The organism is Herbaspirillum sp. Her3 (genome assembly GCF_057961275.1).
Window position 1 is genome coordinate 4,920,391 of sequence record NZ_CM176328.1, and the last position, 20,036, is coordinate 4,940,426.

19 protein-coding genes are annotated in these 20,036 nt (G+C 63.7%); 9 read left to right on the top strand and 10 right to left on the bottom strand.

The window, feature by feature from the left end:
- Positions 1–1,005: an alpha-E domain-containing protein gene (locus tag ACVC5H_RS22385; protein ID WP_489619917.1), complete on the top strand. Its 1,005-nt coding sequence runs from the start codon at positions 1–3 to the stop codon at positions 1,003–1,005.
- A gap of 172 nt (positions 1,006–1,177) precedes the next feature.
- On the top strand, positions 1,178–2,056 hold the full coding sequence (locus tag ACVC5H_RS22390; RefSeq protein ID WP_489619918.1) for a proteasome-type protease: 879 nt from the start codon (positions 1,178–1,180) through the stop codon (positions 2,054–2,056).
- Positions 2,057–2,217: 161 nt separating this feature from the next.
- Here ACVC5H_RS22390 and purM read toward each other — a convergent pair whose 3' ends face one another.
- A complete protein-coding gene (gene purM / locus ACVC5H_RS22395; RefSeq protein WP_489619919.1) occupies positions 2,218–3,261 on the bottom strand; it encodes a phosphoribosylformylglycinamidine cyclo-ligase in 1,044 nt (347 codons plus the stop codon).
- Between the two features lie 104 nt (positions 3,262–3,365).
- On the opposite strand from purM, the gene ACVC5H_RS22400 reads away from it, so the two are divergent.
- From ACVC5H_RS22400 to folK, 5 genes are all read left to right on the top strand, one after another.
- Positions 3,366–4,448, top strand: a complete 1,083-nt coding sequence (locus ACVC5H_RS22400) for an AI-2E family transporter (RefSeq protein WP_489619920.1) — start codon at positions 3,366–3,368, stop codon at positions 4,446–4,448.
- Positions 4,449–4,571: 123 nt separating this feature from the next.
- Positions 4,572–5,288, top strand: a complete 717-nt coding sequence (gene hda, locus ACVC5H_RS22405; RefSeq protein WP_489619921.1) for a DnaA regulatory inactivator Hda — start codon at positions 4,572–4,574, stop codon at positions 5,286–5,288.
- Positions 5,285–5,968 carry a histidinol-phosphatase gene (locus ACVC5H_RS22410; protein ID WP_489619922.1) on the top strand — a complete coding sequence of 228 codons (684 nt, stop codon included), beginning with the start codon at positions 5,285–5,287 and terminating at the stop codon, positions 5,966–5,968. The genes hda and ACVC5H_RS22410 overlap by 4 nt, the downstream gene beginning before the upstream one ends.
- On the top strand, positions 5,965–7,557 hold the full coding sequence (gene pcnB, locus ACVC5H_RS22415) for a polynucleotide adenylyltransferase PcnB (protein ID WP_489619923.1): 1,593 nt from the start codon (positions 5,965–5,967) through the stop codon (positions 7,555–7,557). The genes ACVC5H_RS22410 and pcnB overlap by 4 nt, the downstream gene beginning before the upstream one ends.
- Before the next feature lie 5 nt (positions 7,558–7,562).
- Positions 7,563–8,048, top strand: coding sequence for a 2-amino-4-hydroxy-6-hydroxymethyldihydropteridine diphosphokinase (gene folK, locus ACVC5H_RS22420; protein ID WP_489619924.1), 486 nt, complete (start codon positions 7,563–7,565; stop codon positions 8,046–8,048).
- Between the two features lie 22 nt (positions 8,049–8,070).
- Here the strand turns inward: folK and ACVC5H_RS22425 are convergent, their stop codons facing one another.
- The 9 genes from ACVC5H_RS22425 to ACVC5H_RS22465 all read right to left on the bottom strand — a co-directional run bounded on the left by ACVC5H_RS22425 (position 8,071) and on the right by ACVC5H_RS22465 (position 18,039).
- Positions 8,071–9,333, bottom strand: a complete 1,263-nt coding sequence (locus ACVC5H_RS22425; RefSeq protein ID WP_489619925.1) for an EAL domain-containing response regulator — start codon at positions 9,331–9,333, stop codon at positions 8,071–8,073.
- A complete protein-coding gene (locus ACVC5H_RS22430; protein WP_489619926.1) occupies positions 9,311–10,483 on the bottom strand; it encodes a protein-glutamate methylesterase/protein-glutamine glutaminase in 1,173 nt (390 codons plus the stop codon). The genes ACVC5H_RS22425 and ACVC5H_RS22430 overlap by 23 nt, the downstream gene beginning before the upstream one ends.
- Positions 10,480–11,421 carry a CheR family methyltransferase gene (locus tag ACVC5H_RS22435; RefSeq protein ID WP_489619927.1) on the bottom strand — a complete coding sequence of 314 codons (942 nt, stop codon included), beginning with the start codon at positions 11,419–11,421 and terminating at the stop codon, positions 10,480–10,482. The genes ACVC5H_RS22430 and ACVC5H_RS22435 overlap by 4 nt, the downstream gene beginning before the upstream one ends.
- 4 nt (positions 11,422–11,425) lie before the next feature.
- Positions 11,426–12,001 (bottom strand): chemotaxis protein CheW, encoded by a 576-nt coding sequence (locus tag ACVC5H_RS22440; RefSeq protein ID WP_489619928.1) that lies wholly within the window; start codon positions 11,999–12,001, stop codon positions 11,426–11,428.
- A gap of 114 nt (positions 12,002–12,115) precedes the next feature.
- The gene (locus tag ACVC5H_RS22445) at positions 12,116–13,936 is read right to left on the bottom strand and encodes a methyl-accepting chemotaxis protein (RefSeq protein WP_489619929.1); all 1,821 of its coding nucleotides are present in this window, start codon (positions 13,934–13,936) and stop codon (positions 12,116–12,118) included.
- A 41-nt stretch (positions 13,937–13,977) separates the two neighbouring features.
- Positions 13,978–16,185, bottom strand: a complete 2,208-nt coding sequence (locus tag ACVC5H_RS22450) for a chemotaxis protein CheA (RefSeq protein WP_489619930.1) — start codon at positions 16,183–16,185, stop codon at positions 13,978–13,980.
- Complete coding sequence (locus ACVC5H_RS22455) at positions 16,182–16,496, bottom strand: STAS domain-containing protein (protein WP_489619931.1); 315 nt, start codon at positions 16,494–16,496, stop codon at positions 16,182–16,184. The genes ACVC5H_RS22450 and ACVC5H_RS22455 overlap by 4 nt, the downstream gene beginning before the upstream one ends.
- Before the next feature lie 45 nt (positions 16,497–16,541).
- On the bottom strand, positions 16,542–16,910 hold the full coding sequence (locus ACVC5H_RS22460; RefSeq protein WP_489619932.1) for a response regulator: 369 nt from the start codon (positions 16,908–16,910) through the stop codon (positions 16,542–16,544).
- 25 nt (positions 16,911–16,935) lie between these two features.
- Positions 16,936–18,039, bottom strand: a complete 1,104-nt coding sequence (locus ACVC5H_RS22465; protein WP_489619933.1) for a chemotaxis protein — start codon at positions 18,037–18,039, stop codon at positions 16,936–16,938.
- A 417-nt stretch (positions 18,040–18,456) separates the two neighbouring features.
- On the opposite strand from ACVC5H_RS22465, the gene ACVC5H_RS22470 reads away from it, so the two are divergent.
- Together ACVC5H_RS22470 and panB are read left to right on the top strand one after the other, a co-directional pair.
- A complete protein-coding gene (locus ACVC5H_RS22470; protein WP_489619934.1) occupies positions 18,457–19,098 on the top strand; it encodes a deoxynucleoside kinase in 642 nt (213 codons plus the stop codon).
- Positions 19,099–19,105: 7 nt separating this feature from the next.
- Positions 19,106–19,933 (top strand): 3-methyl-2-oxobutanoate hydroxymethyltransferase, encoded by an 828-nt coding sequence (gene panB, locus ACVC5H_RS22475; protein WP_489619935.1) that lies wholly within the window; start codon positions 19,106–19,108, stop codon positions 19,931–19,933.
- Positions 19,934–20,036 lie beyond the last annotated feature (103 nt).

Sequence of the window (20,036 nt, forward strand, 5' to 3'; positions counted from 1 at the left end):
ATGCTGAGCCGTACCGCCGATCACCTCTTCTGGATGGCCCGCTACACCGAGCGCGCCGAGAACACCGCACGTATGCTGGACGTGCACGTACAGACCGCCCTGCTGCCGCAATCCACTGACGACGCCGAGCAGGGCTGGCGCGCCGTGCTTGGCATCTCGGAGCTGCTCTATGGCTACAACCAGAAATACGACAAGCTCACGCAGAAGGACGTCATCGACTTCATGGTGCGCGATCCCAACAACCCGTCCTCGATCGCCTCCTGCCTGCGCCAGGCGCGCGAGAACGCGCGTGCCGTGCGCGGCGCCCTGACCACCGAAGCCTGGGAAATCCAGAACGCCACCTGGATCAAGATGCAGTCCTACCTGCAGACCAATGCGCTGGAGCAGAACCCGAGCGATTTCTTCGAGTGGGTCAAGCACCGCTCGCATCTCTCGCGGGGCGTCACCATCGGTACCATGCTGGAAGATGAGGCCTTCCACTTCATCCGCCTGGGCACTTTCCTGGAACGTGCGGACAACACGGCGCGCATCATCGACGTCAAGTTCCACGGCGCCAAGGAAACGCAGTCGCAGAAGCTCAATGGCCAGTCGCAGTCGCAATCGCAGTCGCAAAGCCAGGCCACCCACGATGAAGCGGGACAGCTGGACTTCTACTACTGGGCCGCGATCCTGCGTTCGGTGTCCGGCTTCGAGATCTACCGCAAGGTCTACCGCGACGTCATCACGCCCGAGCGGGTGGCCGAGCTGCTGATCCTGCGGGCGGACATGCCGCGTTCGCTCCTGGCCTGCATGGGCAACGTGATCTCCAACCTGCACCACGTGCGCAACGATGTCTCGGCCGATACCGAGCGCTTTGCCGGCAAGCTGCATGCCGATCTCAAGTTCGCCCGCATCGAGGAAATCCTGGACGCCGGTCTGCACGATACGCTCACTGAATTCCTGGAGCGCATCTTCGAGCTGGGCAATCGCATCAGCCGCGATTTTCTTGTTCCTTTGGCAGCGTAAGCAGTCCCTGGCTGTGCTTCGGATGAAATAAAGAAGCACAGCCACTGTCATCTTTTCCGGAAACAGGCCGTTACTGTAGGTACGTCGCGACAGATGTCCCCGGCGCACGCGCTCTGGCGCCGGGCCTTACGGTAAAATCCGGCTTTCCGTTTCCAAGTATCACGATTTCATCATGACCTACTGCGTAGCCATGCGCCTCAACAGCGGCCTGGTGTTCCTGTCCGATTCGCGCACCAACGCGGGAGTGGACCACATCGGCACCTTCCGCAAGATGAGTGTTTACGAGAATCCGGGCGACCGCGTGATGGTCCTGATGACCGCCGGCAACCTGTCGATTTCTCAATCCATCCGCCAGATGCTGACCGACCGCACCAATGCCGAGGGCCGCAGCATCTGGACCGCGACCACCATGTACGAAGCTGCGCAGATCCTGGGTGACGCCATCCGCGCCGTGCATGACCGCGAAGCCGCCGAGCTGAGCAAGTTTGGTATCGATTTCAACGTCAGCATCATCTTCGGTGGCCAGATTCGTGGCGAGCGTTGCAGGCTCTTCCAGATGTATTCGGCCGGCAACTTCATCGAATCGCACGATGAGAATACCTACTTCCAGATCGGCGAATCCAAGTACGGCAAGCCCATCATCGACCGCGTGGTTACGCCCCACACCTCGCTGGACGAAGCGGCCAAGTGTGCGCTGATCTCCATGGATTCGACCTTGAAGTCCAACATCTCGGTGGGCCTGCCGCTGGACCTGCTGGTCTATGAAAGCGAAGACCTGGCCGTGACCCGCTTCGTCACCATCGATGAGCAGAACCAATATTTCCAGATGATCCGCCGCAGTTGGGGTTCGCAACTGAAGCGCGTCTTCGAGGCCATCGACGATCCGGTCTGGGATGCACCGCCGGAAGATACCCTGAATGTGCTCTCCACCGCCGCCGACATCAGCGAGCCGGTGCGCGTGCCGCCGCCCAATGGCGTGGCGCGGGGACTGCAGGCGGTACCGCGGCAGATCCTGGCTGAGCAGGATGGGGATGTCGGACAGGCAAGCTGAACGCTTATCCCGGAATCTTAGATTTTTCTCTTGAGAAACTTAGTTTTCGTTTTATCAAAACTAAATTTTCATTCGACGGGAAAATTCTTGGGGAAATAAAAAAGGCTGCATCCAGAATGCAGCCTTTTTATTTTATAAATCTTTAAAACGATTTACATCGATCAGCGCACGATGGTCTGGGCTTCGCCTTCAGCGCGGGCGCGGATGGCGCCGATGCGGTAGACGGTCTCGCCGGCCGCCTTCAGATGCGCTTCGGCAGCGTCAGCGTTTTCCTTGGAGACGATCACGGTCATGCCGATGCCGCAGTTGAAGACGCGGTGCATTTCTGCGTCGGCCACGCCGCCATGCTGCTGCAGCCAGGTGAACAGCGGCGGCATGGTCCAGGACTTGGCATCCAGCTCGGCAGTCAGGTGATCCTGCAGCACGCGCGGGATGTTCTCGACCAGGCCGCCACCGGTGATGTGGACCATGCCCTTGACTTCCAGCTTTTCCATCAGCGACAGCAGCGGCTTGACGTAGATGCGGGTCGGGGCCATCAGCACGTCGGCCAGCTTGCGGCCGTGGAAGTCGGCTTCCAGGTCCGGCTTGGCCACGTCCAGAATCTTGCGCACCAGCGAATAACCGTTGGAGTGCGCGCCCGAGGAGGCCAGGCCCAGCACCACGTCGCCCGGGGCGATCCTGGTGCCGTCGATGATCTTGGACTTTTCCACCGCGCCCACCGCAAAGCCGGCCAGGTCGTATTCACCGTCGGGGTACATGCTGGGCATTTCAGCGGTTTCACCGCCGATCAGGGCGCAGCCGGCCTGTTCGCAACCGGCGGCGATGCCCTTGATGACATCGGTGGCCGAGGGCACGTCCAGCTTGCCGCAGGCAAAGTAATCGAGGAAGAACAGCGGCTCGGCGCCCTGCACCAGGATGTCGTTGACGCTCATGGCCACCAGGTCGATACCGACCGTATCGTGACGGTTCAGGTGGAAGGCCAGCTTGAGCTTCGTGCCCACACCGTCGGTACCGGAGACCAGCACCGGTTCCTTGTACTTCTTGCTGATCTCGAACAGTGCGCCGAAACCGCCAATGCCGCCCAGCACGCCTTCGCGGGTGGTGCGCTTGGCGAACGGCTTGATCGCTTCGACCAGGGCGTCACCGGCATCGATATCGACGCCAGCGTCACGGTAGGAGAGGGAGACATTGGAAGGTGAAGTCATGATGAAATATTGCCAGTGAAGACGGTAAAATAGGGGATTCAGGGGCGAAGCCGCCCTGCCAAGCCGTGATTTTAACAAAACCGCCACCCGCGAACTCCGAATCCATGCCTTTTTCTTTGTCCGAAGAGCAAAAACAGAACCTGGCGTGGCTGATTGTCGGCATTTTGCTGTTGTCGCTACTGGTGGCGCTGGGGCCGATGCTCTCGCCCTTCGTTGCCGCCGGCATCATTGGTTATGCGCTCAATCCCGGCGTGGACTGGATCGCCAGCCGCCGTCTCGGTCCCGTCCGCATCCCGCGCTTCGTGGGCGTGACCGTGATGGTGCTGCTGCTGATCCTGGCGGGTCTTGCGCTGGTGCTGATCGTGGTGCCGCTGGTGCTGCGCCAGATCCCGCTGTTGCAGGCCCAGGTGCCACCGCTGCTGGACAAGTTGAATGCCTTCCTCTCGCCGCGCCTGCATCAGTTGGGCATCGACGTGCGGCTGGACCTGGCCGGCATCAAGGCCTTGCTGACGCAACAGATCAGCACCAGCGGCGACGAGCTGTGGAGTTCCGTGCTGGCCTCGGCCAAGGTGGGCGGCACGGCACTGCTGGCCTGGCTGGCCAATCTGCTGTTCGTGCCGATGGTGCTGTTCTACCTGCTGCAGGACTGGCATCCTTTCCTCAAGCGCGTGCAGATTCTCATCCCGCGCCGCTGGGCCGCCCGCGTCAACACCATGGCGGCCGAGGTCGATGGCCTGCTGGGACAGTATCTGCGTGGACAATTGCTGGTGATGCTGGTGCTGGCGGTCTATTATTCGGTTGCGCTCACCGTGGCCGGATTTGACAGCGCCCTTCCCGTGGGTGTGCTCACGGGGCTGCTGGTGTTCATCCCCTACGTGGGCTTTGGCCTGGGGCTGGTGCTGGCGATCCTGGCGGCCATTTTGCAATTCGATGGCGCCATGGGCCTGTTGTGGGTGGCCCTGATTTATGGCGTGGGGCAGGTGCTGGAAAGCTTCATCCTCACGCCCAAGCTGGTGGGCGAGCGTATCGGCCTGCATCCGCTGGTGGTGATTTTCGCCTTGCTGGCCTTTGGCCAGTTGTTTGGATTCGTCGGCGTGCTGCTGGCGCTGCCGGCCTCGGCCATTGTCTCGGTGATCGCCATGCATGTGCGGCGCGAGTATCTGGCCAGCAATTTTTACAACCGTTGAAGAGTTTATGATCGATCACAGCCTCCCTGCCCTTGCAGGATGCTGCGCAGGCTCGGGCGCTTGGCGCCGTCCTGCATTAACTGGCTGCAACACTGCTGCAGCCAACGTAGCTGATACACGCCGATGAAACAGATTCCGCTCGATTTGAGCGCGGACCAGCCGCAAAGCTTCGACAGCTTCGTGACCGGCCGCAACGCAGAACTGCTGGAGCGCCTGAAGCTGCTGGCCGCGGCCGGCGTGGACAAATCCATCCAGACCGGCAGCGCCAGCACGGACCGCTTCATCTACCTCTGGGCCGAAGCCGGTGCCGGCAAGAGCCACCTGCTGCACGCCCTGGCCACCAAGGCCGCCCAGGAAGGCAACCGTGCGCGCCTGATCGGCGCCGATTCCCCCGAGTCCGCCTTCGATTACAGCCCGCAGACCAGCCATTACTTGCTCGATGACGTCGATCAACTGTTCGAGGAACAGCAGATCGCCGCCTTCAACCTGTTCAACCAGATCCGCGAACAGGGCGGCTGCATGGTCTGCACCGGCACCCTGCCACCGACCCGCCTGGAGCTGCGCGAAGACCTGCGCACCCGGCTCGGCTGGGGCCTGATCTACCAGGTACACGATCTCTCGGATGACGAGAAGATCGCCGCCCTGCTGCAGATCACCCTGGATCGCGGCCTGGAGATTCCCCCGGCCGTGATGATGTACATGCTCACCCACTACCGCCGCGACATGCCTTCGCTGTCGCGCATGCTCGACGCGCTGGACCGCTACTCGCTGGCCACCAAGCGCGCCATCACCCTGCCCTTGCTACGCGAACTGTTACAACAGGAATCCGGAGAACAATGAACCTCGCCCTTTTCGATCTCGACCATACCCTGCTGCCGCTCGACTCCGACCACGAGTGGGGGGAATTCATGGCGCGCATCGGCGCCGTGGATGCCGCCAGCTTCCGGAAAGCCAACGACGAATGGTTCGCCCATTACCAGAACGGTACGCTCGATCCGGTGGCCTATCTCGAATTCGCACTGGGCAACCTGTCGCGCTTCACCCGCCAGCAGCTCGACGAAATGCACCTGCAGTTCATGGACGAAGTGGTCAAGCCCGCCATCCTCCCGCAAGCCGTGGCCCTGGTGAAGAAGCACCTGGACGCCGGTGACCTGGTAGCCATCGTCACCGCCACCAACCACTTCGTCACCAAGCCCATCGCCTCGCACTTCGGCGTCGAGCACCTGATCGCTGCCCTGCCCGCACTGGATGCGCAAGGCAACCTCACCGGCAAGCTCGACGGCACGCCCACCTTCGGCCCGGGCAAGATCGTCCACACCGAAGCCTGGCTGGACCGCCTGGGCCACACCCTGGACAAGTTCGAGCGCAGCTACTTCTACAGCGATTCGCAGAACGACATTCCGCTGCTCGAGCGCGTGACCGATCCGATCGCCACCAACCCCAACGACAAGCTGCTGGCGCATGCCCAGGCGCGCGGCTGGCCGGTGCTGAACCTCTTCGCCGACGGCCACGCGCAATGATCAAGAAACTGATTCGCTCCATCCTCGGCCGGGGCAAGGCTGCGGCCGCCGCAGAGAGTGCCGAGCCGGCCAGGAAATCGCGCGCCAAGGCCGTCGCAGCCGGCGGCAAGATCGATCCCGACGTGCTCGGTCCCAAGCAGCATGGCATCGATCCGGCCCTGGTCTCGCCCAATGCGGTACGCGTGACGCAGACCCTGCAGGAAGCCGGCTACAAGGCCTTCATCGTCGGCGGTGCGGTGCGCGACCTGCTGCTGGGCATCAAGCCCAAGGACTTCGACGTGGCCACCAATGCCACGCCGGAACAGGTCAAGCAATTGTTCCGCCGCGCCTTCATCATCGGCCGCCGCTTCCAGATCGTGCACGTGATGTTCGGCCAGGAACTGATCGAGGTCACCACCTTCCGTGGCGCCTCGGCCGAAGCCGCGCCCAAGGATGAACACGGCCGCGTGTTGCGCGACAACACCTTCGGCGAGCAGCACGAAGACGCCACCCGGCGCGATTTCACCATCAACGCGATGTACTACGATCCGGCCAGCCAGACGGTGCTGGATTACCACGGCGGGATCGCCGACATCCGCGACAAGAAGCTGCGCATCATCGGTGAACCGGAAGCGCGCTACCGCGAAGACCCGGTGCGCATGCTGCGCGTGGTGCGCTTCGCGGCCAAGCTCAAGTTCACCATCGACCCGGCCAGCAGTGCGCCGATCCGCGTGATGGCGCCGCTCATCGACAACGTACCGGCTGCCCGCGTGTTCGATGAAATGCTCAAGCTCCTCATGAGTGGCCATGCGCTGGCCTGCCTGCAGCAGTTGCGCAAGGAAGGCCTGCATCATGGCCTGCTGCCGCTGCTGGACGTGGTGCTGGAGCAGCCGCTGGGCGAGAAGTTCGTCAGCCTAGCATTGGCCAACACGGACGCGCGCGTGAAGGAAGGCAAGGGGGTCTCGCCGGGCTTCCTGTTCGCCTCGCTGCTGTGGCACCAGGTGCTGGAAAAGTGGCGCGCCTACCAAGCGGCTGGCGAGTACCCGATCCCCGCGCTGCACCTTGCGGCTGATGACGTGCTCGACGCCCAGACCGAGAAGCTGGCCCTGCAGCGCAAGATCGCCTCCGACATGCGTGACATCTGGGCCATGCAGCCGCGCTTCGAGCGCCGCGTCGGCAAGGCCCCGTACAAGCTGCTGGAACACCTGCGCCTGCGCGCCGGCTTCGACTTCCTGCTGCTGCGCTGCCAGTCCGGCGAACTCGATGCCGAACTGGGCGAATGGTGGGAAGCCTTCATCGCCGGCAACGGTGCCGAGCGTGAAGAACTGATCGCCCGCAAACCGGCCGATCCGGCCAGCAGCAATGCTGGTCCGAAAAAACGCAAGCGCCGTGGCGGACGCAGCCGCAGCAAGTCGCCGGTGGATACCGGCAGCAGCGACGGCAGCGTCGAGCAGGAGGCAGCCCCTGCCCCGGTCAAGACGCGCGCACCTGTCACTCAGGAGGCTGGCGAGTCGGCAGAGAGCGGCACCGGAGAGGCGCCCAAGCGCCGTCGCCGTCGTCGCAGCAGTGGCGGTGCAGGTACTGACAGCGCGCCTGCGGGCGACGACTGAGCCACGTGGAGCCGTCCTTCACGCTGGCCTGGATCGGCATCGGCGGCAACCTCGGCGACGCCCGGGCCACGGTCCAGGAAGCCATTGCGCACCTGGCCCGGCTGCCGCAGTCGCAACTGCTGCGCAGCTCCTCGCTGTACCGCACCGCGCCGATTGATTCCAGTGGCGATGATTACGTCAACGCCGTGGCGCTGATATCCACCTCGCTGGCGGCCATCGACCTGCTGCACGCCTTGCAGGCCATCGAGCTGCAGCACGGACGCGAGCGTCCCTACCGCAATGCCCCGCGTACGCTGGACCTGGATGTGTTGATGTATGGGGATGCGCGCCTGGAGAGCGAAGAACTGATCGTTCCGCATCCCCGCATGGCGCAGCGCGCCTTCGTACTGGCGCCCATGCTGGAGATCGATGAGAAGGTGGTGATACCGGGACTGGGGCCGGCGCGCGATTTTCTGGATGCGATCAGGGATCAGCCTGTCAGTCGGCTATGAGCGCCAAGGTCAGCGATGCCATTCAGGCCGAGCCCCCGGTCGCAGCCCCCTTCCCCAGCGGCCGCAATTCGCTGAGCCGGCGATGATGTCCCTTCAGCCATAGCGGCAATTCATTGGCCGGCATGGGCTTGCCGATCAGATAGCCCTGCCCCAGGCTGCAACCGAAGTCTTGCAGCAGGCGCCAGTCTTCCATCGTCTCCACACCTTCTGCCACCGTCACCAGCTCCAGCCGCTGCGCCATGTCCAGCGCCGATTGCAGGATCACGCGCAGGTTCTTGCGGTCGTGCGCGCCATGGACGAAGGAACGGTCGATCTTCAGCTCGGTGAAGGGGATGCGCGCCAGCTGCTGCATCGAGGAAAAACCGGTGCCGTAATCGTCAATGGACAGGCCAAAGCCCTTCAGGCGCAGACGCGCGAGCATGCCCAGCGAATTGCCCTTGTGCGCGACCACCGAGCTTTCGGTGATTTCCAGCACCACGTTTTCAGCCGGCAACGCATGCTTGTCCACCAGCTCCAGGATGCGGTGCAGGAAGTCCGGCTGCTCCAGCGACAGCGGCGAGAGGTTCACCGCCACCTTGATCGCCAGCCCCCGGCTGTGCCAGATGGCGGCCTGGGCCATGGCCTGGTCCATCATGCTGATGGTCAGGTCGTGGATCAGGCCGGACTGCTCGGCCAGCGGAATGAAGCGGTCCGGCGGCACCATGCCGCGCTCGGGATGGGTCCACCGCGCCAGCGCTTCCACGCCCTTGAGGATGCCGGTCTGCACGTCCACCTTGGGCTGGAAATACGGCAACACCTGGCCACCGCCTATGGCCGCTCCGAGATCGCTCTCGCACATCGACGGCAGCGGATCATCGTGGGCGTGCGCATCGCCGCCGTGCGGCCGGAAGGCTTGCAGCGCCGCGCGCAGCTGGCTCTGGTTGAGCGGTTTCTGCAGCACGCCGATCAGGTTCATGCCAAGGGCGTGGATCATGGTCTCCACCGACAGCAGCAGCGAAGTCTCGCGGCTGGAGGCGACGATGAGGGGAATGTCGATGCCCTTCTGCTGCAGGTGCTGGATCAGTTCGATGCCATCCATGCCCGGCATCTCCAGATCGATCACCGCCAGGCTCGGCGGGAGCTTGAGCAACGCCAGCAGATCCAGCGCCTCGTTGCCGTTGCCGGCCTCATAGATCAGATCGACGCCCAGCTCCTGCAGCAGCGTCACGCTGTGCTGGCGCTGCAGGGCACTGTCGTCGACGACCAGCGCGGATTCGATCAGCTCATTGAGATTGGCTAGCGGCATATTGTTCTATCACGGCGGAGATATGATCGAGCGGGAGGACGTCACCGACGCCGCCCATGTGTATCGCTTCTTTCGGCATGCCGAAGACCACGCTGGTGGCTTCGTCCTGGGCGTAGGTCGCGGCGCCGCAATCGGCCATCTCCCGCATCCCCCTTGCGCCATCGTCCCCCATGCCGGTCATGATGATACCCACTGCATTGCTGCCGGCGGCTTTGGCCAGCGAGCGGAACAGCACGTCCACCGAAGGCTTGTGCCGGCTCACCAGCGGACCATCCAATGTTTCCACATAGTACTGAAGGCCATCGCGCCTGACGACCAGATGCTTCCCGCCAGGAGCAATCAGCACCCGTCCCGGCAGCACCACATCGTGATGTTCGGCTTCCTTGACATCGGCGCCGGAAACGCGATGCAGCCGTTCGGCGAAACTGCGGGTAAAGCGCTGCGGCATGTGCTGTACCACCACGATGCCAGGACAGCGGCGGTCCAATGGCCGCAGTACCCGCTCCAGCGCCTGCGGCCCGCCGGTGGAGGCGCCGATGGCGACAATGTGCGCAGTGCGCGGGCGATAACCATCCTCCAGCCCCGGCGCTGCCAGTACCGCATCGGCAGTGTGACGCTGCAGCACCGCAGCCCAGCCGTCATCATGCAGCATTTCTCGCGATGCTGCTTTGACCGCGCGCAGCTTGAGAGTCGATGAGACGGGACGTGCCGCCATGGCGCCCTCCCCCCTCGCCCCCGGCCCGGCCAGCGCCGCTGCGCGGATGGCGTGGGCCAGTTCAGCCACGGCGTCCTGCAAGAAATCACGCACTCCCATTTGCGGCCGGGCAATGACCGACACCGCCCCGGCCGCCAGTGCTTCGGCCGTGACATCCCTATCGCCGCCGGCGTGCACCGTGCAGATGATCACCGGTGTGGGCCGCGTGGCCATGATCTGCCGCAGGAAGGTAATGCCATCCATGCGCGGCATTTCAATGTCGAGCAGGATCACGTCGGGCCATGCCTGCTGCATCTTGCGCATGGCAAACACCGGATCGGGCGCGGCACCGATGACGCGGATGTCGGCCGTCTGCGCCAGCAACTGCTGCACCAGCTGGCGCACCACCGAGGAGTCGTCGATGACCATCACCCGGATGGCCGCGCTGGCGCTCATTGCGGCCTCCGGTAGATGGAGGGTGAGTGCATCAGCAGATCCAGCGCCATGCCGTGCAGCGATTCCGAATGACCCACCACCAGGTAGCCACCGGGACGCAGGCGGGCAATCACATCCTTCAACACCTGCAGCTTGGTGTCGCAATCAAAATAGATGATGACGTTGCGCAGGAAGATCAGGTCATACAGCCCGTCCTCATGTTCGTGCAGCGCGGTCAGGTTGCGCTGGGCGAATTCGACCTTGGCGCGCAGGTCTGCCTGCACCAGGAAATGGCCCTCGTATTCCCCGGTGCCGAGCAGGCAATACCGGCGCAGATACGGACGAGGAATATTCTGCCCGCGCGCCATCGGATAGAGCGCCCGGCGCGCAAAGCGCAGCACGCGCTTGCTGATGTCGGAAGCGAATACGGACCAGCTGCCGGCGGGCCGGTGATGATCCAGCACCATGGCCAGGGAGTACGCCTCTTCGCCGGTGGCAGAGGCGGCGCTCCAGACGCGCAGGCTCTTGTGATCTCGCCACAGCGGCAGCAGCTCCTGGGCCAGGAAATCGAAATGGCTCTGTTCGCGGAAGAAATAGGTCTCGTTGGTGGTGATCAGATCGATGGCGTGCTGGCATTCCTCGGCGCCGTCTGCGCTGCTGATGAGCCGATGATACTGCGCCAGTCCACGCAGGCCGAGTTCGTGCAGGCGATGGTTGAGGCGGCTGTGCAGCAAGGCTTTTTTCGACAGCGGCAGATGCAGTCCGATCTGCTGCTTGAACAATTGCTGGAACAGCAGCATGTCCTGATCGCTGACGTCAGCATCCAACGATACGCTGGACGGCTGGGCGGGGGCAGTGGCAACCCCGGGCGCAACGGCGGCAGAATGGCTCACACTGGCACCCGCACCGGTACCATGCGCTGCGCCGTCCCTGCCTGTGAGCTTGCCGATGCCGCCCATGGGGCTACTCCTTTTCCGCTTCCGCCGACAGCACCGGCACGCCGCTCAGGGCATCCTCGGCACTCATGCCCAAGAGGCTCGCCAGCTCGTCCACCGACAGCACGCGCTGCACGTCCAGCACCACGATGAAACGCTCGCTGACGTTGATCATTCCTTCGATGAAATCGGCACGGATGCCGGCACCAAAGGAGGGACGCGGCTCGATGTGATCAACCTCGATGCTCAGCACCGCACTGACCGCATCGACCATCACGCCCAGCAGCAACAACTGCTCCTCCTGGATCAGTTCCATGATGATGATGCAGGTGCGCTTGGCTTCTACCGTGGGCGCACGCCCAAAACGCACCGACAGGTCGATCACCGGCACCACCGAGCCACGCAGGTTGATCACGCCGCGCAGAAAATCGGGCATCAGCGGCACTTCGGTCAGCCCTCCGAATTCGATGATCTCGCGGATGCTGGCAATGGGCATGGCGAAGCTTTCGCTGCCTACCAGGAAGGTCAGAAACTGGCGGCTTTCGATGACTTCTTCCTGCTGCCGCTTGCGGATGGATTCGCCATTCAACGATACGCTGGGCATGGCTTGCTCTCCTTGCTGCCACCCACCTCGGGTGGCGGATTGATGCGTGCGCGGCCTGCAGGCGGCGACTGGGACGGAAAAGGCGCGAAGGGCGTGAAGGACATGGCATGCACCTCAGAATCGCTTGAACGAGGATTCATCCACGCCCGGTGCGTCCTCGTCCACATCCAGCATCGACAGCCGGCGCGCGTGCTCGCGCTTGCTCTGCAAATCGTGCCGGGCACGCCTGTCCTGCCGTCCACCCGTACCCGGCAGTTCGCCGGCGCTGGTGCCGGAGGCCGCCTTCTGCAACTCGTCCACGCGGAAGAAGCGCATCAGATCCTGCAGATGAATGGCCTGGGCACTCATCTCTTCGGAGGTCGCCGACAGTTCTTCCGAGGCCGCCGCAGTCATCTGGGTAGTCTGCGCCATCTGGTGCACGGCATTGTTGATCTGTTCCAAACCGGTCGATTGTTCCGCCGAGGCAGCCGCGATTTCCTGCACCAGGTCGGCGGTCTTGCGAATCGAGGGCACCATCTGGTTGAGCAGGCCGCCGGCCTTTTCTGCCAGGCCCACGCTGTTCTCGGCAACCGCAATGATTTCCTGGGCAGCGGTTTGCGAGCGTTCGGCCAGCTTGCGCACTTCGGCGGCGACCACGGCAAAGCCCTTGCCGTGTTCCCCGGCGCGCGCCGCTTCGATGGCTGCGTTCAGCGCCAGCAGGTTGGTCTGGTAGGCGATGTCGTCGATGATGCCGATCTTGCTGGCGATCTGCTTCATCGCCGCCACGGTCTCGCGCACCGCCTCGCCGCCTTCGGTGGCCGCACTGGCCGACAGGCTGGCGATGCCGTCGGTGGTGCGCGCGTTGTCGGCGTTCTGGGCGATGGTGGAGGTGATCTCTTCCACCGAGGCGCTGGTCTCCTCGACATTGGCCGCCTGCTGCGAGGCATTGTGCGAGAGCGCCTGCGAGGACGACGAAATCTGTTCCGATGCCGAGGCCAGGGCGCCGGCCGTGCCGCTGACGTCGCCGATGACGTCGGTCCATTTGTTGACCATCTGCTGGGTGCTGTAGAGCACGCTCACCTTGTCGTTCTTGCGCAGCGGCACGGTGACGGTGAGATCGCCTTCGGCCACGCGGCGCAAGACGCTCATGGCATCGCGCGGTTCGCCACCGATCTGCGAGCGGATGGTGCGATAGGCAAACCCGAGGCAGGCGAACAGCACCACCACCGAGGCGGAAAGCAGCCACAAGATCTTCTGTTCCAGTTCGGCATAGTCGCTGCCGGCCTTGACGACGCGCGCCTGGGTGCGCTCGTCGACCTGGCGCAGGAAGTCGTTGATCGGCGTCATCACGCGGCCGAACAGGGCTCGGTAGGTCTGATCGAAAACCAGCTCCTGCGCCATCGCCTGATTGGGCGCACCGACCACGGTGAACTTGCCCTCGCCGTCATCGAACTCGCCCTTGACGGCATGGAAGGCAGTGATCTCGATGCGCGAGAGTTGGTCGCCCAGCTTCAGGGCTTCCTGCATCTTGGCCAGTTCCTGTTCGGTGAAGCCGGCGCGCTTCATCAGCTCGCTCAGCGGTATTGCCTGGGCGTTCGCCTCCACCGGCAGTTTGCGGGCGGTCACCAGATCCCAGTTGAAACGGTCATAGTTGGAGGGTCGCGCGCGCTTGCCGTTGCGGATGTCGAGGATCATGTAATAGCGATCCTCATCATTGGGGTCTCCGGTAGTCACGTAGGCACGGGCGAACTTGGTCATGTCCTCGGTGGTACGGCGCAGCTCGTTGGCCAGCGCCGCCGAGTCATAGCGTGACTGGTGCGCATGCTCCAGCGCGGCATTGGCCTGCCGCAGCGTGTCGGTGAGGCTGATCACCACCGCCACCAGGATGGACAGGACAACCCCGAGCCAGATGAAGATCTGCTTGATGCTCACCCTGTTGGTCATCGATTCTTGCATGCTCGCTTCCCCTCGTGATGCGCGCTCTTCGACTGCGCCCCTCATGGCGCCGACGCGGCGCTGCGTTCGGCGTAGGCCGCCGTATTGCCTTGTTCCTGCTGCTGGGTATGCTGGACCAGGTGCGGAATATCCAGGATCAGCGCAACCCGGCCATCGCCCAGGATGGTCGATCCAGACAGGCCCTTGACCTTGCCGAACAGCCGCCCCAGCGGCTTGATGACCGCCTGGCATTCGCCCAGCAAACCATCGACCAGCAGGCCGGCGCGCAATTGTCCGTACTGCACGATCACCAGGCTCTTGCGCGCCCTGCCCTGCTCGCGCGCCGGCAAGTCGAACAATTCGCGCAAGGGCACGAAGGGCAAGGGCTCGCCACGCACCGCGACGATGTGGCTGGTGCTTTGCCGGGGCGGCATGTCGATGCACTCCACCACCATGTCCAGCGGAATGACGAATACCGCATTGCCCACCACCACCTGGAAACCCGAAATGATGGCCAGTGTCAGCGGCAGGCGGATGCGCACCACGGTGCCACGGCCCGCCTCGGTATCGATGGCCACCTCGCCATGCAAGGCGTCGATGTTGCGCTTGACCACATCCATGCCCACGCCGCGCCCGGAGAGTTCGGTGATCTGCTCGGCGGTGGAAAAGCCGGGTTCGAAAACGAAACGATAGATCTCGGCATCGCTCAATTCGGCATCAGGGGCCGCCAGTCCTTGTGCGATGGCCTTTTCCAGGATGCGGGTGCGATCCATGCCACGACCATCGTCCATCACCTCCACCAGCACGCTACCGGATTCATGCATGGCATTGAGCCGCAGCGAGGCCTTGGGCGGCTTGCCGGCGGCGATGCGCTCGGCGGCCGGTTCGATGCCGTGGTCGATGGCATTGCGCACGATGTGCATCAGCGGATCGGCCAGGCGTTCCACCATGGATTTGTCCAGTTCGGTGTCGGAGCCGGTCATCGTCAGTTCGATGTCCTTGTCCAGGTCGCGTGCGATGTCGCGCACGATGCGCGGGAACCGCTGGAACACTTCATTGATCTGCACCATGCGCAGGGTCAGCGCGGCATCGCGGATCTGTTCCATCAGGCTGTCGATGGCCTGGGTAGCTTCCTCGAACTGGCTATCCTTGCGGCGGCGCGCGATCAGGCGCGCACTGGCACCGGCAATCACCAGCTCGCCCACCAGGTCGATCAGCTGGTCCAGCTTGGAAACTTCGATCTTGATGAACTTCTGCTCCTGCGCACGGCGCTCGTCCAGCGGACGCGGACGCGCTCCCGCACTGGCAGCCGCCACCGGCACCACGGCCGCTGCGGAGTCTTCAAGGGTGGCCGCGCCCAGGCTGCGCCACTGCGCTTCATTGAACAATTCCAGGCTGCGCCATTGGCTGACCAGGCGTGCGGCATCCTCGCTGGCCAGGCGCTGCAGCACCGTGGCATAGTCGGCCAACGGACTGTGCGGGGGCAGGATGTCGATACGGCTGTCATCGCGCACGAATTCGAAGACGTCTTCCAGCGTCTGCCGGGTTGAGTCGGAGGCCAGGCAGATTTCCACGCCGAGGTAGCAGCTCTCGGCATCCATGGCGGCGGCCTCGGGAATGTTGGCCTCCACCGGCAGGATGGCGACGATGCGGCCCAGCGAGCGCAAGTAATACAGGAAGGACAGCGGATCGAGCCCATCGCGTAATACGTTCTCGTTGAACTGCAGCGACAGGTGCCAGTAGGGATAATCAGCCGCTACCTGCAGGGCCGCGTCACCGTGCGCCTCCGCTGCGGCGGCCCGGTCAGCAGGTACGCCACCGGAGAGCCGCTTCCACAGGCGCGCCGGCTCGCTGGCGGCGCCCTCACCCGGTGCGGTGGCCGACTGCGCTACCTCTTCCAGTTCGGCCAGCAGCGTGGCACGGCGCTGGGCATTGGGTTCCTCGGTTTCCTGGTTGCGCTCGATGGCGTCGACCAGTTCGCCGATGTAATCGCCACATTGCAACAGCAGCGACATCAGGGAAGCATTCAGGGGCAGGCGTTCTTCGCGGACCAGATCCAGCACGTGCTCCACCTGGTGGGTGAACTGCACGATGCTGTCAAAGGCAAACAGTCCCGCCGAGCCCTTGATGGTGTGGGCGGCGCGGAAGATGGCATGGATGCTCTCGCGCGTCGGGCCTTCCATCTCGATCTGCAGCAAGGCCGCTTCCATGGCCACCAGCAGTTCGCGGGCCTCCTGGACCACGGCATCGCGGGCGGAGTCCTTCTTCATGCGGCCTCCACGGCGGGGTGGAAACGCTCATGCAATTGCAGCAGGTCCAGGACGGCCAGGACGGCCGGACTGTAGAGGCCGATCTCCAGATGGCGGCCGCAACTGGCCAGCTCGCGCCGCAACAGCAGCAGCAACTGCAGGCCGGCGGTATCGAGCTCATCCACGCCGGCTAGGTCCAGCACCACGTGCGTGTGCGGCAGCGTCAGTGCGTGCAGCAGTTCCGGCTTGCGCTCGGCCGCCTGGAAAATGGTCAGCGCACCGCTCAGGGTGAGCAGCAACCGGTCCTCTTGCACGGAATACGTCAGCGGCATCGTGGGGGTCTCGGCTTTCTTTTCAATGGTCCATGGCGTCCTGCCTCACGGCTGCACCAGCTTGGCCACCGCATCGAGCAGCACCGGTGGCAGAAAGGGCTTGTGCACCCAGGCGCGGATGCCGGCGGCCTTGCCTTCCTGCTTGCGCGCTTCGCTGCTTTCGGTGGTCAGCATGATGACGGGGGTGAATTTGTAGGCAGGCATCTGTTTCATCTCGCGCACCAGGGACAGACCGTCGAGGTTGGGCATGTTGAGGTCGGAAATGACCAGGTTGAACTTGCGGCCATCCAGTTTCTTCAGGGCTTCCAGACCGTCGGCGGCTTCTTCCACCTGGTAGCCGGCGCTCTTCAGGGCGGCCGTGATGGTCTGCCGCAGGCTGAAGGAATCGTCGACGATCAATATGCACTTTTCCATCTCGGGTCCTCGCTGCCTCAGAAACTCAGAAAAAATCCACCTGCGAGGGCGGCGCGGGATGGCCTTGCTGGCCGGCATGCATCTGGCGCTGCTCCTGGGTGGTATAGGTCTTCTCGAGATCGGCCAGCCACTGTTGCGGCGAAGGCAGCGCCTGCGCCTGCCCGGCCGCCTCGCGCAGGCGCAGGATGTCTTGTTGCACGTGATCCAGGATCTGGCTGATGCGGTCCTGGAATTGCAGATGGACCAGAATGTCGCAGACCTCGCGATCCACTTCGCGGCCGTCGTCTTCCAGCTCTTTGACGGTAGTGGTCAGCTTCATGGCCGAATGGCGGAAGTCGGCAATGATCTGGTCGATCACGGCGCGCGAGTTTTCGGCGATGCCGTCGGCACTGGCGGTGGCCTCACCCGTGGCACCGATGGCCGACATGATCTGCTGGCGTACGCCCTTGGCACGGGCGGCGATCTGGCGGCTGTTCTCGGCCGAACGCTCTGCCAGTTCCTGCCAGCTCTGTTCATCGCTGAGCAGATCGGTCACGCCGGTCTGCCCGGCCAGTTGTTCGTTCTGCTGGGCCAGGCGGCGAATCTCGTCATTGGCGGCCATGAGGCTGTCGAACTTGGTCACCAGCACCTGGCGCGAGGCCAGCATGCCTTCCAGCGCCGTGGCAATCGCGCCTAATTGTTCAGCTGCATTCTGTACTATATGAAGAATCTCGCCATTTGTGCCGTGGCTGGCCGGGTCCAGCGTCCCGCCCAGGCGCTCGTGGATGCCGACGAAGCGTGCCGTCAGGCTGTCGATGGCCGATTGCGTCTGCGCGCGGGCCAGTTGCACGTTGCCTTGCCACACCGGCAGCACTTCGCGTAGCAGCTCGGCCAGGGGCGCATGGCCGTCCATGGAACTGGTCGGCGCGAGCGGGATCGGCAGCTCGGCTGGGGCCGCAACCGGCTGCGGCAATGGGGACGGCGCTGCTGCCGCCGACGGCAGCGCCGGAGCAGGCAGGCAAGTCAGATAGAAGGCGCCGCCGATCAGCAGGCCCACCAGCGCGCCCAGCCACCAGTGCTGGGCCAGCATCATGAACAGCAGCAGGTTCACCAGGCACAGCACAGGCAAGATATTGCGAAGCGATTTCACAGCCACGTTTCCTGTTGGTTGTTGTCAGCTCGGATCATCACGGCACGGCTACGTTACACACAGCCAGCCCGTGACGGTGTTTACGGCAGAAACTGGCGCTTCTTGGGTCAATCGGGCCGGTTTTACCAGATTTGACGGCTTTCATGCTGGCGCAGACGGCGGCATGACGGCGTGGACCCGGCACTATTGGGATGCCAGGCCGGTCTACCCTGCGCACACCAAGCCACAGTCTATTGTGCTGGCTGCCCGGGTCTCGCCTTGCGTGGAATAAGGGCCGAATTCCGGCTGAGTTGTCTGCACCGCCTGGCGATGGCCCGGATATTTCCGGAAATCACGCAAAACCTCCCTGCCCGGCCAGCGCCGGCCGGAGTGAAATCAACTACAATGCCGCACCCGGCGCGCCGGGGGAAAGACGCCATGGAACTGGAAAGCTACCGCTACATCGCAATCGACGGCCCCATCGGGGCGGGCAAGACCTCGCTGGCCACGCGCCTGGCCACACTCTGGGGCGCGCAGGCCTTGCTGGAACAGCCGGAGGGCAATCCCTTCCTGGCCGGGTTCTACCGGGATGCCGCACGGCATGCCTTCCAGACCCAGGTGTTCTTCCTGCTGCAGCGGATGGGGCAGTTGCAGGCGCCGCTGGATCCGGAGCAGGTGGAAGGACGCTTCATCGCCGACTTCATGCTGGAAAAGAACATCCTGTTCGCCCAGCTGACCCTGGCCGACGAGGAGCTGGCGCTCTACGAGGCGCTGCACCGCCAGTTGCGTCCGCAGGTCCGCGTTCCGGACCTGGTGATCCATCTGCAAGCGCCGCCCGAGATCCTGCAGGCCCGCATCGCCACGCGCGGGATCGCCATGGAGGAAGCCATCTCCCTGGATTACCTGCAACGGCTGTCGGAATGCTACAGTCATTTTTTCTATCACTACCAAGACGCGCCGGTACTGACCGTCAACACCGAGCATCTGGATCCGGCCCACAGCGACGCCGATCTGGCCATCCTGCTGCAGCACATCCAGGAAATGCACGGACCGCGCGCCTTTCTCAATCACGGAGGTTGAATTCTTCATGGCAGGCTATCTTCAGGAATCGGGCGCCGCACGCGCCAAGCCGGTGACCACCCATACCCTGCAGGCGATGCGCGCCAAGGGCGACAAGATCAGCATGCTGACCTGTTATGACGCCAGCTTCGCTACGCTGATGGAGCGTGCCGGGCTGGAAACGGTGCTGATCGGCGACTCCCTGGGCATGGTCTGCCAGGGCCACGATTCGACCCTGCCAGTGACGATCCAGGACATGGCCTATCACACGGCGGCGGTGGCACGCGGCACCAACACGATGCTGATCATCGCCGACCTGCCCTTCGGCACTTATCCGACCCGCGAGGAAGCCTTCCGCAATGCCGCCCTGCTGATGCAGGCCGGCGCGCAGATGATCAAGATCGAAGGCGGCGTGTGGCTGGCCGATACCATCAGGTTCCTGACCGAACGCGGCATTCCGGTGTGTGCCCACATCGGCCTGACGCCGCAATCGGTGCACCAGCTGGGCGGCTTCAAGGTGCAGGGCAAGACCAGCGATGGCGCTACCCAGTTGCATGCCGATGCGCTGGCCGTACAGCAGGCGGGGGCGTCCCTGGTGGTGATCGAGGCAGTGCCGGCCGCACTGGGCAAGGAAGTGACCGACCGCCTGACCATTCCTACCATCGGCATCGGTGCCGGGCCCGATTGCTCGGGCCAGGTGCTGGTGATGCATGACATGCTGGGCGTCTTCCCCGGCCACAAGAGCCGCTTCGTGCGCAATTTCATGGAAGGGGCGAGCAGCATCGAAGAGGCCGTGCGCCACTACGTGGCGGCGGTCAAGGACGGCAGCTTCCCGGCGCAGGAACATTGCTTCTGATTGCAGGCCACTTGCGGCGCTGTGGACAAGAAAAAGGCCAGCGATGTTGCTGGCCTTTTGCTTTGCTGCTGATCCTGATGCCGAAGCGGATACTGATGCGACT